16 protein-coding genes are annotated in these 13,747 nt (G+C 64.4%); 11 read left to right on the forward strand and 5 right to left on the reverse strand.

Annotated features, from left to right (window positions below):
* Positions 1-3: 3 nt before the first annotated feature.
* The 10 genes from ACKLLE_RS18265 (at position 4) to ACKLLE_RS18310 (ending at position 7,938) form a co-directional block, all read left to right on the forward strand.
* Positions 4-1,977, forward strand: a complete 1,974-nt coding sequence (locus ACKLLE_RS18265; RefSeq protein ID WP_205884595.1) for a heme lyase CcmF/NrfE family subunit — start codon at positions 4-6, stop codon at positions 1,975-1,977.
* Positions 1,974-2,510, forward strand: coding sequence for a DsbE family thiol:disulfide interchange protein (locus tag ACKLLE_RS18270; RefSeq protein WP_420058690.1), 537 nt, complete (start codon positions 1,974-1,976; stop codon positions 2,508-2,510). Before ACKLLE_RS18265 ends, ACKLLE_RS18270 begins: the two co-directional genes overlap by 4 nt.
* Positions 2,507-2,983, forward strand: a complete 477-nt coding sequence (locus ACKLLE_RS18275) for a cytochrome c-type biogenesis protein (RefSeq protein ID WP_009399920.1) — start codon at positions 2,507-2,509, stop codon at positions 2,981-2,983. Before ACKLLE_RS18270 ends, ACKLLE_RS18275 begins: the two co-directional genes overlap by 4 nt.
* A complete protein-coding gene (gene ccmI / locus ACKLLE_RS18280; RefSeq protein ID WP_420058691.1) occupies positions 2,976-4,187 on the forward strand; it encodes a c-type cytochrome biogenesis protein CcmI in 1,212 nt (403 codons plus the stop codon). The genes ACKLLE_RS18275 and ccmI overlap by 8 nt, the downstream gene beginning before the upstream one ends.
* A gap of 14 nt (positions 4,188-4,201) precedes the next feature.
* On the forward strand, positions 4,202-4,615 hold the full coding sequence (locus ACKLLE_RS18285) for a hypothetical protein (protein ID WP_009399916.1): 414 nt from the start codon (positions 4,202-4,204) through the stop codon (positions 4,613-4,615).
* Between the two features lie 42 nt (positions 4,616-4,657).
* Positions 4,658-5,593 carry a 2-hydroxyacid dehydrogenase gene (locus ACKLLE_RS18290; RefSeq protein ID WP_420058692.1) on the forward strand — a complete coding sequence of 312 codons (936 nt, stop codon included), beginning with the start codon at positions 4,658-4,660 and terminating at the stop codon, positions 5,591-5,593.
* A 199-nt stretch (positions 5,594-5,792) separates the two neighbouring features.
* Positions 5,793-6,203: a GFA family protein gene (locus ACKLLE_RS18295; protein WP_420058693.1), complete on the forward strand. Its 411-nt coding sequence runs from the start codon at positions 5,793-5,795 to the stop codon at positions 6,201-6,203.
* A gap of 85 nt (positions 6,204-6,288) precedes the next feature.
* On the forward strand, positions 6,289-6,627 hold the full coding sequence (locus tag ACKLLE_RS18300) for an FKBP-type peptidyl-prolyl cis-trans isomerase (RefSeq protein WP_420058694.1): 339 nt from the start codon (positions 6,289-6,291) through the stop codon (positions 6,625-6,627).
* Positions 6,628-6,642: 15 nt separating this feature from the next.
* The gene (locus tag ACKLLE_RS18305) at positions 6,643-7,059 is read left to right on the forward strand and encodes a hypothetical protein (RefSeq protein WP_420058695.1); all 417 of its coding nucleotides are present in this window, start codon (positions 6,643-6,645) and stop codon (positions 7,057-7,059) included.
* 207 nt (positions 7,060-7,266) lie between these two features.
* Positions 7,267-7,938, forward strand: a complete 672-nt coding sequence (locus ACKLLE_RS18310) for a histidine phosphatase family protein (RefSeq protein WP_420058696.1) — start codon at positions 7,267-7,269, stop codon at positions 7,936-7,938.
* 56 nt (positions 7,939-7,994) lie between these two features.
* On the opposite strand, the gene ACKLLE_RS18315 is transcribed toward ACKLLE_RS18310, so the two are convergent.
* The 5 genes from ACKLLE_RS18315 to ACKLLE_RS18335 form a co-directional block, all read right to left on the reverse strand.
* On the reverse strand, positions 7,995-8,579 hold the full coding sequence (locus ACKLLE_RS18315) for a hypothetical protein (RefSeq protein WP_064302551.1): 585 nt from the start codon (positions 8,577-8,579) through the stop codon (positions 7,995-7,997).
* A 15-nt stretch (positions 8,580-8,594) separates the two neighbouring features.
* Positions 8,595-9,209 carry a hypothetical protein gene (locus tag ACKLLE_RS18320; protein WP_420058697.1) on the reverse strand — a complete coding sequence of 205 codons (615 nt, stop codon included), beginning with the start codon at positions 9,207-9,209 and terminating at the stop codon, positions 8,595-8,597.
* A 183-nt stretch (positions 9,210-9,392) separates the two neighbouring features.
* Complete coding sequence (locus tag ACKLLE_RS18325; RefSeq protein WP_064302553.1) at positions 9,393-10,121, reverse strand: aspartate/glutamate racemase family protein; 729 nt, start codon at positions 10,119-10,121, stop codon at positions 9,393-9,395.
* 55 nt (positions 10,122-10,176) lie between these two features.
* A complete protein-coding gene (locus ACKLLE_RS18330) occupies positions 10,177-11,706 on the reverse strand; it encodes an NCS1 family nucleobase:cation symporter-1 (RefSeq protein ID WP_420058698.1) in 1,530 nt (509 codons plus the stop codon).
* A 555-nt stretch (positions 11,707-12,261) separates the two neighbouring features.
* Positions 12,262-12,699: an Lrp/AsnC family transcriptional regulator gene (locus tag ACKLLE_RS18335; protein ID WP_009408720.1), complete on the reverse strand. Its 438-nt coding sequence runs from the start codon at positions 12,697-12,699 to the stop codon at positions 12,262-12,264.
* A 135-nt stretch (positions 12,700-12,834) separates the two neighbouring features.
* On the opposite strand from ACKLLE_RS18335, the gene ACKLLE_RS18340 reads away from it, so the two are divergent.
* Positions 12,835-13,737, forward strand: coding sequence for a DMT family transporter (locus ACKLLE_RS18340; RefSeq protein WP_064302555.1), 903 nt, complete (start codon positions 12,835-12,837; stop codon positions 13,735-13,737).
* Positions 13,738-13,747 lie beyond the last annotated feature (10 nt).

Below are 13,747 nucleotides of genomic sequence, written 5' to 3' on the forward strand. Positions count from 1 at the left end.
CTGATCATTCCCGAACTCGGCCAGTTGTCGATGATCCTGGCCATCTGCTTCGCCTGCGTGCAGGCCAGTGTTCCGCTGCTCGGCGCCTGGCGCGGCGACAGCCTGTGGATGAGCCTGGCGCGCCCGGCCGCGTGGGGGCAGTTCGCCTTCCTGGCCTTCGCCTTCGCCTGCCTGACCCACGCCTTCATGACCGACAATTTCTCGGTCGCCTATGTCGCCAGCAACTCCAACAGCGCCTTGCCCTGGTACTACAAGTTCAGTGCCGTGTGGGGCGCCCACGAAGGCTCGCTGCTGCTCTGGGCGCTGATCCTCGGCGGCTGGACCTTCGCCGTGTCGATCTTCTCCCGCCAGTTGCCGCAGGTGATGCTGGCCCGGGTCCTGGCGGTGATGGGCATGATCAGCGTCGGCTTCCTGTCGTTCCTGATCGTCACCTCCAACCCGTTCAGCCGCCTGCTGCCGCAGATGCCGGGTGATGGTCGCGACCTCAACCCGCTGCTGCAGGACATCGGCCTGATCGTCCACCCGCCGATGCTGTACATGGGCTATGTCGGCTTCTCGGTGGCCTTCGCCTTCGCTATCGCCGCCTTGCTCGGCGGGCGCCTCGACGCAGCCTGGGCACGCTGGTCGCGGCCCTGGACCATCGTCGCCTGGGCCTTCCTCGGCATCGGCATCACCCTGGGATCCTGGTGGGCCTACTACGAACTCGGCTGGGGCGGCTGGTGGTTCTGGGACCCGGTGGAAAACGCCTCGTTCATGCCCTGGCTGGTGGGCACCGCGCTGATCCACTCGCTGGCGGTCACCGAGAAGCGTGGCGTGTTCAAGAGCTGGACGGTGCTGCTGGCCATCGCCGCCTTCTCCCTCAGCCTGCTCGGCACCTTCCTGGTCCGCTCCGGGGTGCTGACCTCGGTGCATGCCTTCGCCTCCGATCCGGAGCGCGGCATCTTCATCCTGTTCTTCCTGCTGATCGTGGTCGGCGGCTCGCTGACCCTGTTCGCCCTGCGCGCACCGGTGGTCAAGAGCCAGGTCGGCTTCGCCCTGTGGTCCCGCGAGACCCTGCTGCTGGCCAACAACCTGGTGCTGGTGGTGGCTGCGTCGATGATCCTGCTCGGTACCCTTTACCCGCTGATCCTCGATGCCCTGAGCGGCGCCAAGCTGTCGGTCGGCCCGCCGTACTTCGATGCCCTGTTCATCCCGCTGATGGCCCTGCTGATGGTGGTGCTGGCGGTGGGTGTGCTGGTGCGCTGGAAAGACACCCCCGGCCGCTGGCTGGCCGGCATGCTGACCCCGGTGCTGGTAGGCAGCGCGGTGCTGGCGCCGATCTGCGGCCTGCTGGTGGATGATTTCGACTGGCAGGTGCTGACCACCTTCGCCCTGGCGGCGTGGATCGTGCTCGGCGGGGTGCGCGACATCCTCGACAAGACCCGCCACAAGGGCCTGCTCAAGGGCATTCGCGGCCTCAACCGCAGCTACTGGGGCATGCATGTGGCCCACCTGGGCCTTGCGGTGTGCGCCATGGGCGTGGTGCTGTCGAGCAACAACAGCGCCGAGCGCGACCTGCGCATGGCGCCGGGCGACGCGGTGGAACTGGCCGGTTATCACTTCGTCTTCGAAGGCGCGAAACACCACGAAGGCCCGAACTTCACCTCCGACAAAGGCACCGTGCGGGTGCTGAAGGACGGCCGCCAGATCAGCGTGCTGCACCCGGAAAAACGCCTGTACACCGTGCAGCAGTCGATGATGACCGAAGCCGGCATCGACGCCGGCTTCACCCGCGACCTCTATGTCGCCTTGGGCGAGCCCCTGGAAAACGGCGCCTGGGCGGTGCGCGTGCACGTCAAGCCGTTCGTGCGCTGGATCTGGCTGGGCGGTCTGCTGACCGGCCTGGGTGGTGTGCTCGCGGCGCTGGACCGGCGTTATCGAATCAAGGTCAAGACCAAGGTGCGCGACGCCCTTGGCCTGCAAGGAGCGACGGCATGAAGCGCTGGATCATGGTTGTACCGCTGGCGGTGTTTCTGCTGGTGGCGGTGTTTCTCTACCGCGGGCTGTACCTGGACCCGGCGGAACTGCCGTCGGCGATGATCGGCAAGCCGTTCCCGGCCTTCTCCCTGGCCAACGTGCAGGGCGACCGCACCCTGACCGAGGCAGACCTGAAGGGCAAGCCGGCGCTGGTCAACGTCTGGGCCACCTGGTGCATCTCGTGCAAGGTCGAGCACCCGGTGCTGAACAAGCTGGCGCAGCAGGGCGTGAACATCTACGGGGTCAACTACAAGGACGACAACGCTGCCGCGCTGAAATGGCTGGCCGAGTTCCACAATCCGTACCAGATGGATATCCGCGACGAGCAGGGCACCCTCGGCCTGGACCTGGGTGTGTACGGCGCGCCGGAAACCTTCTTCATCGACGCGAAGGGCGTGATCCGCGACAAGTACGTCGGGGTGATCGACGACACCGTCTGGCGCGAGAAGCTGGCGCCGGTCTACCAGGGCCTGGTCGACGAGGCGAAGCAATGAAGCGCTGGCTTGCAGCCGCCGTGCTTGGCCTGAGCCTGACCGGCGTGGCCAGGGCGGCCATCGACACCTACCAGTTCGCCGACGAGGCCGAACGCGAGCGCTACCGCGAGCTGACCAAGGAACTGCGCTGCCCCAAATGCCAGAACCAGGACATCGCCGACTCCAATGCGCCGATCGCCGCCGACCTGCGCCGGGAAATCTTCCGCATGCTCGGCGAAGGCAAGAGCAACCAGCAGATCGTCGATTTCATGGTCGATCGCTACGGTGATTTCGTCCGCTACAAGCCGGCCCTGACGGCGAAAACCTGGCTGCTCTGGTTCGGTCCGGCGGCCTTGCTGCTGGGCGGTATCGGCGTCATGGCAGTGATCGTGCGCAAGCGCCGGGTCCCGGCGGGCACCGTGACGGCCGACCTTTCCCCCGAGGAGCGCGAGCGCCTCGCCAAACTGCTGGACAAAGAACAGACCCATGACTGATTTCTGGCTCGCTTCAGGCCTGCTGTTGCTGGTAGCCCTGAGCTTTTTGCTGATTCCGGTGTTGCGTGGCCGTCGTGCGCAGCAGGAAGAAGACCGTACCGCCCTCAACGTCGCGCTCTATCAGGAACGGGTCGCCGAACTCCAGGCCCAGGGGGCGGAGGGCGTGCTGAACGCCGAGCAACTGGCCCGTGGCCGCGATGAGGCGGCCCGCGAACTGCTGGACGACACCGAGAATGCCGAGCCGTTGCGCAGCGCGCGGCTGGGCAAGGCGCTGCCGATCCTCGCGGCCTTCCTGGTGCCGGCGATGGCCGTGGGGCTGTACCTGCACTTCGGCGCCAGCGACAAGATCGCCCTGACCCAGGAGTTCGCCACGGCGCCGCAGAGCCTCGAGGAAATGACGTCGCGCCTGGAGCGCAGTGTGGCCGCCCAGCCGGACAATGCCGAGGGCCTGTATTTCCTCGGCCGGGCCTACATGGCCCAGGAGCGTCCGGGCGATGCGGCCAAGGCCTTCGAGCGGGCCGTCGGCGTCGCCGGCCGAGCACCCGAGTTGCTCGGGCAATGGGCCCAGGCCCTGTACTTCGCCAATAACAAGCAATGGACCGCACAGTTCCAGGCATTGACCGACGAAGCCCTGAAAGCCGATCCGAACGAGGTCACCAGCCTCGGCTTGCTGGGCATCGCGGCCTTCGAGGGCGAGCGCTACCAGGAAGCGGTGGACTACTGGAACCGCCTGCTGGTCCAGTTGCCGCAAGGTGACAGCTCGCGTACCGCGCTGCTGGGCGGTATCGAACGGGCCAAGGAGAAGATCGCAGCGGGCGAGGGCAAGGGCTCCGCAGCGGTCGCCACGGCCTCGGCTGCCAGCCTGACGGTCAAGGTCGAACTGGCCGACGCGCTCAAGGACAAGGTCAGGCCGGACGACGTGGTCTTCATCTTCGCCCGCGCCGCGTCCGGTCCGAGCCTGCCGCTGGCGGCCAGGCGGATCACCGTGGCGCAGTTGCCGATCGAGGTGGTGCTCAGCGACAGCGACGCGATGATGCCCAACATGAAACTGTCGAACTTCCCTGAAGTCCAACTGATGGCGCGCGTCTCCCGTGCCGGTCAACCCGGCAAGGGCGAGTGGATCGGCCGCAGCTCGCCGCTGCCCAGCGACACGCGGACGCCGCAACACCTGACCATCGACAGCCCGGACAATCCGGACAAGTAAAAGAGAGCGACTTCATGAACAGCACCGTACGCCTGACCCTGATTTCCCTGGCCCTGGGGTTGAGCGCATGTACGGTGCAGCAGCCGCGCGAGCCGGAGCGCGAACCCTTGCCGCCGATCGAGACGGCACCCCGACCGGGCCCGGTGATCAAGCCGGGCCCGGGTACGCCCAAGCCCTCCGTCACCCCGACGCCCAAACCCATGCCGCGCACCTCGGCCAGCTTCGCCCCGCCACCGGGCGGCGCCAGCCACTGGGATCCGAAGCTCGGGGTCTATGTGCTCGAAGGCAAGACCAACACCTTCTACCGCCAACGCACCTACTACCGCTGGAACAACGGCTGGAGCTGGGCCACCAATCCCGAAGGACCCTGGCAGGATACCGACTCCAGTGGCGTGCCAGGCGGCCTGGGGCGCGCGTTCGCCCAGTAATGCCGGCATAATGCTCCGTCGCTGAACGCCTGGGAGCATGTGATGACGAAGACGGTATTGGTGCTGGTCGAAACGGTCGATGACTACCTGCCCTTGCTGGAAGAACACGGTTACCGCCTGATCCACGCGAAAACGCCGGCGCTGCGGGCCGAGGCCATTGCCCGCCAGGGCGGCGAGATCGATGTGGTACTGACCCGTGGGCCCTTGGGTATCACCGCGGAGGAAATCGCCGCGCTGCCGTTGCTGCGCCTGATCTGCGTGATCGGTGCCGGCTATGAAGCGGTGGACCTGGACGCTGCCCGGGCCCGCGGTATCGTCGTGACCAACGGCGCCGGGGCCAATGCCTCGGCGGTGGCGGATCATGCCATGGCCCTGCTGTTCGCCGTGGTCCGGGATATCTGCCGGGCTGACGCCACCACCCGACAAGGGCAGTGGAACCGGGTGATCAGCCCGTCGCTGGCGGGCAAGCGCCTGGGCATTCTCGGCCTCGGTGCGGTGGGCATGGCGATTGCCAGGCGTGGCGCACTGGGTTTCGACATGCAGGTGCGTTACCACAGCCGCTCGCGGCGAGACGTACCCTACCAATACTGCCAGAGCGTGCTGGAGCTGGCCCGCGAGTCGGATTTCCTGATCGTCGCCACCCCGGGCGGCGCCGATACCCGTGGGCTGGTCGGGCGTGACGTGCTGGATGCGCTGGGGCCGCAAGGGTTCCTGGTGAATATCGCGCGGGCCAGTGTGGTCTCGACCGCCGAGATGGTCGCGGCGCTGCGCGAAGGACGGATCGCCGGTGCGGGGCTGGATGTGTTCGATGACGAACCGTCGGTGCCGGATGAGTTGAAGGCGTTGGGCAATGTGGTGCTGACACCCCATGTGGCAGCGCAGACGCCTGAAGCGGCCAGGGATATGGTGGCGTTGGTGCTCAAGAACCTGCAGGCCTTCTTCGCCGGCGAACCGGTCCTGACCCCGGTGAATTCGTAAGAGATTTGCAGGGATCCTGTGGGAGCGGGTTCACCCGCGATTACGATGGTTGGTTCACTAACGTAATCGCGGGTAAACCCGCTCCCACAGGGTACGCGTCATGCTTAGGAATTGTTCTCTGCGTGGACTCCCACAGGTATCTCCAGGGCCTCTGGATCTTGGCTACACTCAGCAACCTCAGCCAGCAAGGAGCTCCCCCATGTCCAGCCAAACCCACCAGGGCCGCTGCCTCTGCGGCGCCATCCAGCTCACCGTCACCCTCGACGACAACAGCGTCGGCGCCTGCCATTGCAGCATGTGCCGCAAATGGAACGGCGGCCCGCTGCTGACCGTGCACAGCAGCAGCGCCCCGCACTTCAGTGGTGCCCAGCCTGCGGTCTACAACTCTTCCGACTGGGCCGAACGCGGCTTCTGCCCCGGCTGCGGCAGCCATCTGTTCTATCGCCTCAAGGGCGGCAATTTCTTCGCCATCCCGGTGGGCCTGCTGGACGGCGATCAGGCCTGGACCTTTGACCTGCAGGTCTATATCGACGAAAAACCGTCCTTCTATTGCTTCTCCAACCAGACGCAGAACATGACCGGCGCCGAGGTAGTCGCGCAGTTCAGCTAGTCGCTCCATAGCGCCGTGCTCTGCCTTTGCTTGCAATTCCCTGATATTCCTGAGAAAAGGCAGCACGACCGACAGCGAGGCAGTTATGAGCGACGAATTGCAGATCACCGACGTCCACCTGGGCGACGGCAAGGAAGTGGTCAAGGGCGCCCTGATCACCACCCATTACACCGGCACCCTGGCCGACGGCACGGTCTTCGACTCCTCGCACCAGCGCGGCAAGCCGTTCCAGTGCGTGATCGGCACCGGGCGGGTGATCAAGGGCTGGGACATCGGCCTGATGGGCATGAAGGTCGGCGGCAAGCGCACGCTGTTCGTCCCGGCGCACCTGGGCTACGGCGAGCGCAAGATGGGTTCGATCCCGCCGGGTTCGGACCTGCATTTCGAAGTTGAAGTGCTCGAAGTACTGACCCGCGACGACTGACCAGGAGATTCATGCATGGAAGCTGTGGTTCAAGAGGAAATTTCCGGTTGTGGCATTGCCGCCTGTGCGGCGCTGGCCGGTATTACCTATGTCGAGTCGAAGGCCCAGGCCAATGCCCTGGGTATTCATGCCGAGGATCCCCGTTTGTGGTCGTCCACCGATTCGGTCCGCCGCCTGGCCGGGACGCTGGGCTTGAAGCTGGCAGCGGACGAGCGGCCTTTCGAGGGCTGGGGCAGCCTGCCCGAGCGTGCCTTGCTTGCGATTAAATGGCGGGTGGAACGTGGCCAGCCGTTCTGGCACTGGGTGGTATTCGTGCGCGAGGGGCAAGACAGCTACGTGCTGGACTCTAAGAAAGCCCTGAAGCACAACCGCCGGCTGGACTTCGGGCGCATCAAGCCGAAGTGGTTCATTGCGCTTGAAAAGGCGTCTTAATTCCGTAACAGGGAACGCGTAGATTCACTCCTAGCTTAAGGACAAGCGCCCCAGGGACAGAACCAATCGGGCCTGCTGCACTCTCAAGGATGCCCGTATCCACGGATGGAGCGACAGACAGGGATGCCCCGCGGCCTCGGCCGCGGGGCAGCACTGGCGGGTTGGTTCACTGTCTTTGTCCTCAAGCTATGTCCTCAAGGGGTGATCATGAAGTTCCCCGCATTCCTGCCTTCGCGCCGTCAGGCGCTGCTCGGCACCGTGCTCGCTGCAGGCGCCGCCCTCCTTGGATTCACCACCTTCGACAGCCTGGCCAGACCGGTCGATGGCACCCAGACCCTGGTGTTCCTGCGCCATGCGGAAAAGCCCGGTGAAGGCCTCGGCCAACTGAACTGCCAGGGACTCAACCGCGCCCTCGACCTGGCGACCTTGCTGCCAGAGAAATTCGGCAAGGCCGACTATGTGTTTGCCGCCGACCCGACCCGCGAGGTCGAGGAAGGCAGCAACGACGACAGCTACAGCTACCTGCGGCCGTTGATGACCATCAGCCCGAGCGCGATCAAGCTCGGGCTGCCGGTGAACATCGACTACGGCGCCAACGACACCAACGCCCTGGCACGCGAGCTGACCAGCAACAAGTACCGTAACTCGACGGTGTATACCGCCTGGTCCCATGGCTACCTCCCCGAACTGATCAATGCCGTGGCCGGCAAGGCCCTGGGCGAGGAGCGGGTGATTACCAGGGATTGGGAAAACGGCGATTTCGACTCGCTGTATGTGCTGACCCTGACCTGGCGTGATGGCAAGGCGACGATGCTGAGCCGGAATGTGAAGCAGGGGCTGGATGGTGGTGAGTCGAGCTGTCCGAAGGCCGGGGTCTAATCCACGCAACAGAGTGGCCGGGCGCCCGCGGCCATGGCCACGGGCGGCTCGCGGGATTACAGCAGCTTGCGTTGTACCGCTTCGTCCAGCGTGCTGCGGGTCAGGGCACGGACGACATCGCCAGTGTCGGCCTGGAACGGCAGGCCGACGACCAGCACCAGTTGCATCCAGGTGCGCACCGACTCGCTCTTGCTGACACGACCGATTTCCTTGCCGTCCTTGTCCTTGAACACGGTTTCCAGGGTGAAGGTGTTCTTCGCCGTGGAGGGAATCAGGAACAGGGTGAAGCCGGTGATGAACGCCGAGACCGGGACGAACTGCTCGTGGTTGGTCAGGGTCGATTCGGCGTACAGGTCCGATTCGCCTTTTTGCGTGCTGACCCGGGCGAAGCGACCGGACTGCTGGTAGGTCTCGCTGATCGCCTGCTCCCACAACTCGGCCGGCTTGCCGCCGGCAGCATTGGCGGGAGAGTCATTGACCTGGTACAGCGACGTGGTTTGCAGGTAGGCGCTAGGCTTGGCTGCCGGGGCACTGGCTGCAGGCGGCCAGGTGCCGACCGGGGCCAGGTCGCCGGTCGAATAGGAGACGCAGCCGCCGAGTAGTACTGCGCTCAGCAGCAGGGCTTGTTTTGAAAGGTGCATGGGACGATTCCTGAATTAACGTTTGGCGAGTTGCGTGGTGGCGTTGTCCAGCAGTTCGCCGACCAGTTGCGTGAGCTGTTTGCTGCCCGTGACGGTCGGTGCCCAGTAGTCTCTGCCGTACAGGCCGACGTTGTGCTCGAACTTGATCTGGTCCTGGGCGCGGGCCAGTTCGACACCATTGCGGTCGAGGATCACCAGGTCACCGGCGAGGTCGAAGCGGTCGACATAGATCGGGCCGTTGACCCAGATCCACAGGGTCAGGGTCAGCAGGGCGCCGGGGAAGTAACCCGGGTGCGGCGCGCGATGCCCCTTGAGCGAGGTCATGTCGAACCTGAGCATCACGTCCTGTTCGTCGAGGCGCGTGGGGTATTGGCTCATTGCCTTGAAGTAGCCGGCCTTGTCGACATAGCGGTCGAGCTCGGCTGTCAGCGATCGGCTGACGGCCTTGCGCGTGGCCTCGTCGAGGCCCGGAGCGGAGACCACCACATCGGCAATCTGCGCCGTGCGTGGGCTGGCGGCATTGACTGGATGAGCAGGAGGAACGATGGGGCCGGTGACGTTGAACGACACGCAGCCGGTCATCGCCAACAGGGCCGCCAGGGTGGTGGCCCGGAGAAGGGTACGTGACACGAGACTTCCTTGTGAGAGTAAAAACCTGGTCAACATGACGGCAGGCGCGCGGCGAACTTTAGGGGAGCGATGGCAAAATAATGCCATTTTTTCAGGGCGCCTCGGTTTTTCCTGATTTCGCGCAAAAAAAACGAGGCGTCGGTATCAGGCCGCGCCTCGAAAAGAGATGTTGCCGGGTTGATCTCAACGACCGAAACGCGCCGGCCAGCCGACGATGCGCTTGCTCCTGGGCGTGGCGTAGGTACGGCTCTTGGATGTGGACAGGCCCAGTTGCACCAGTGACTCGGCCATCTTCACCGCCGCGCTGACCCCATCCACCACCGGCACGCCGGTGCGCTGGCGAATCTTCTCGTCCAGGCCGGCCATGCCGCCGCAGCCGAGGCAGATAACCTCGGCCTTGTCCTCACGCACCGCCCGTTCCGCCTGCCCGACAATGGCCTCCAGGGCACGCTCTGGCTGTTCTTCCAGTTCCAGCACGGCCATGCCGCTGGCCCGCACCGAGGCGCAGCGGTCGTACAGGCCGGAGAGCTTGAGACGGTCCTCGATCAGCGGCACGGTGCGATCCAGGGTGGTCACTACCGAGTAGGCATGGCCAAGGTACATGGCGGTGCTGGCGGCGGCATCGGTGATGTCCACTACCGGCACGTTCAACAATTCCTGCAGGCCTTCGCGGCCGTGTTCGCCGTAGCCGGCCTGGATCACCGCGTCGTAGGGGCCGTCGTAGGCCAGCACGCGGTCCATCACGGCGATGGCCGCCAAGTAGCTTTCGAAATTGCCCTCCACCGATTCCGCGCCGAAATACGGGGTCAGGCCGATGATCTCGGTGCCCGGCGCGGCTACTGCCTGCGCCTGGCGGGCGATGGCTTCGGTGATGGCTTCGCTGGTGTTGACGTTGACTATGAGGATTCGCATATCGGGTCTCGCTAGGCAGTGAACCGGCCCGGCAGTGCCGGGCCGCAAGAGGCAATCAGTGGCTGGCGCTGTCGACGGCGATGGATTCGCCGCTCACGTCCAGGTATTGCTGGTTGCGCGGCGCGCACAGCAGGTAGAGCAGGCCGGCGATACCGGCACCGATCATCCAGGAGAAAGGCGCGATGGTTTCGAAGTTGGGCACCAGGGCCAGGACGATCGCCAGCAGCGCCGCCGGCACGAAGGCGACCAGGGCACGGGGATTGACCCCGCGACGGTAGTGGTAGGCGGCCTTGGGGTCTTCGCTGTACAGCTCGGGCACGTTGATGCGGCCACGGCGCAACAGCCAGTAATCGACCATGATCACCCCGTACAGCGGGCCGAGCAGGGCGCCGAGGCCGGACAGGAAGTACATGATCACCAGCGGACTGTTGTAGAGGTTCCACGGCAGGATCAGCACGGCGAGGGTGGCGCTGATCAGGCCGGCGCGGCGGAAGTTGAGCAGGCGCGGCGCCAGGTTGCTGAGGACGAAGGCCGGGGCGACGAAGTTGGCCATGATGTTCACCGCCACGGTGACGATCAGGAAGGCCAGGCAGCCGAGCACGAGGAAGAACGTATTGGGGATGCTGGCGATGATCTGGGTCGGGCTGTCGATGATCTGGCCGTTGATCTTGAACTGCGCGCCGCACAGCAGCACGGTGATCACCGCGAAGGCCAGGATATTCACCGGCAGGCCCCAGAAGTTGCCCGAACGGATGGTCTTGCGGCACGGCGAGGAACGGGCGAAGTCGCAGAAATTCAGCACCAGCGTGCCGTAGATCGCCAGCCACAGCGCGCCGCCGGCCAGGATGTTGTGCCACATGGCTGCGCCGGTCAGCGGTTCGCGCACCGACCAGGCGATCTCGAAGCCGGCCTGGATGTACATCCACGCCGCCAGGCAGGTCACGGTGAGCAGGATCACCGGGCCGGCGAAGGCCTCGTAGCGTCGCACCATTTCCATGCCGTAGGCCAGGATCACCAGCTGCACCAGCCAGATGGCAACGAAGCACACCCAGCCGAGGCTCGACAGGCCGAGGATCGAGTCCTGGTCGTAGGCCGCAAGGCCAGGGGCGATGGCGCTAAGGAGCACGCGCAGGACCACCGAGGCCAGGTAGGTCTGGATGCCGAACCAGGCGATGGCAATCACCGCGCGGATCAGCGCCGGGATCTGTGCCCCATGGATGCCGAAGGCGATCCGGCTCATCACCGGGAAGGGTACCCCGGTCTTCTGGCCCATGTAGCCGGACAGGTTCATGAAGAAGTACACCAGCGCCGCGCCTATCCCCAGCGACAGGAGGATCTGCCAGCCGCCCAGGCCCATGGCGTAGAGCCCCATGGCGAAGGAGTAGTTGGCGATGTTGTGCACATCGTTGGTCCACAGGGCAAAGATGCTGTAGCGCCCCCAGCGGCGGCCCTCGGCCTTGGTCGGGGCGAGGTCGTGGTTGTGCAGGCGCGGGCTCAGGGTCACGGGGTGTTGCGGGTGCGTCGTCGGTTCGGGGGTAGACGAGGAAAAGTCCAGTTCTGTCTTGTCGTAGAGACTCATGCTCATTCCGGCGTGCTCCTGATACTCGTGGCGTGGGGACGCCTGGTCGTGAACCACGAGAACCAATTGGTTAGGGGCATTCCGCTACCCGGCGACGGCAGGTGGGCGGATCTGGTGTGTGCTCTTGATCGTGCTGAGTTGTATACAAAGCACGAATGCACTAAAGCCAGATCCATGCCACGGGGAGTCGCAGGGAAGAGCCATTATCTTTTTGAAGTTTCTAGGATTTTTTATAAGTTATTGAAAATTTGAATTTATAAATTGACCGATTAAACAGGTTTTATTTTTTTGGTTAGTAGGATTCTGATTAATTGGTCAACTTATTAGAGCGGAGCGATGTAACCCTATGGGGCGCCAGTTGAGGTGATTGCACACAAAAAAGGCACTTTCGGTTACATGCTTGTGTACACTTCTTGTTCATATGGATATTGGATTGGACACAATGGTGAATGCTGGCGCGGACCCTGTGGGAGCGGGTTTACCCGCGGTTGCGCTAGCGCTCCCACCATCGCAATCGCGGGTAAACCCGCTCCCACAGGGTCCGCGTCCAGCTTCCAAATCTCAATCCATCGGCGGCAACCGCCGCTTCACCGGGGTCTTCTTGACGATTGCCGTACTCGTCTCGGCATGGCTGTTGAGCTTGTCCAGCAAGGTGTCCAGTTGTTCCATCGAGCGCACATGCAGGCGCGCGATAAAGCAGTCGTCCCCGGTGACCTTGTCGCACTCGGTGAATTCGGGAATGGCGATGATCTGCCGTTCTACCTCGTGTAACTGCCCCGGCAACGGGCGGATGCGCACGATGGCCTGCAACTGGTAGCCGAAGCTGCGGGCGTCCACTTCCACCGTGTAGCCCTTGAGTACCCCGCGTTCCTCCAGGCGGCGCAGGCGTTCGCTGACGCTGGGCGAGGACAGTCCGGTCAGGCTGGCCAGCGCCTTGAGCGAGCGCCGCGAATCTTCCATCAAGGCATTGAGCAGCAACTGGTCGATGGCATCGGTCATGAAAAAGCTCCTGTCAGGCGAATCAGGTGAATGGCCTAAATAAAAAGGCAGGCGCGGATTCCGGCCTAATTTATCCACTGGATCGGCCTGGAGCACCCTCGGCATACTTTGTCACAAAGTTCTCGGAGGTGTGACATGGACAATTCGATACGTCGCGGTTCCCTTGAAATGATCGGCGCCATGCTGATCTCCGGCACCATCGGCTGGTTCGTCCTGGTATCGGGGCAGCCGGTGCTGGACGTTGTGTTCTGGCGCTGCCTGTTCGGTGCCGTCACCTTGCTGGCAATCTGCGCGGCCATGGGTTTCCTGCGCCCGGGCATCCTGACCCGCATGACCTTCGCCCTGGCCGTGCTCAGCGGCGTGGCCATCGTTGGTAACTGGGTGCTGTTGTTCGCTTCCTACTCGCGGGCGTCCATCGCCATCGGAACGGCGGTGTACAACGTCCAGCCGTTCATGCTGGTGGGGCTGGCGGCGCTGTTCCTCGGCGAGAAGATCACCCTGCCCAAGCTGTTCTGGCTCGGTGTGTCCTTCGCCGGGATGCTGGCTATCGTCAGTGCCCATGGCAGCCAGGGCGAGAGCGGCGACCAGTACCTGCTGGGCATCGTCCTGGCCCTGGGCGCGGCGTTTCTGTATGCGGTGGCGGCGCTGATCATCAAGCGCCTGAGCGGGACGCCGCCGCACCTGATCGCGTTGATCCAGGTCAGCACCGGTGTACTCATGCTGGCGCCGTTCGCCAATATCGGTGGCCTGCCCACGGTTCCGGGTGAGCTGGGCAGCCTGGTCACCCTGGGCATCGTGCACACCGGCGTGATGTACGTGCTGCTCTACGGGGCGATTCAGAAACTGCCGACGGCGCTGACCGGCGCGCTGTCGTTCATCTACCCCATCGCGGCGATCCTGGTGGACTGGGTGGCCTTCGGTCATCGCCTGGAACCCCTGCAATGGCTGGGTGTGTCGGCGATCCTGCTGGCGGCCGCCGGCATGCAGCGCGGCTGGTGGTTCAAATCCGCCGCCCGCGCCAGCAGCGCAAAGGCGTAGAATGCGCCGC

Source organism: Pseudomonas bharatica (assembly GCF_048586865.1).
GTDB lineage: Bacteria > Pseudomonadota > Gammaproteobacteria > Pseudomonadales > Pseudomonadaceae > Aquipseudomonas > Aquipseudomonas bharatica.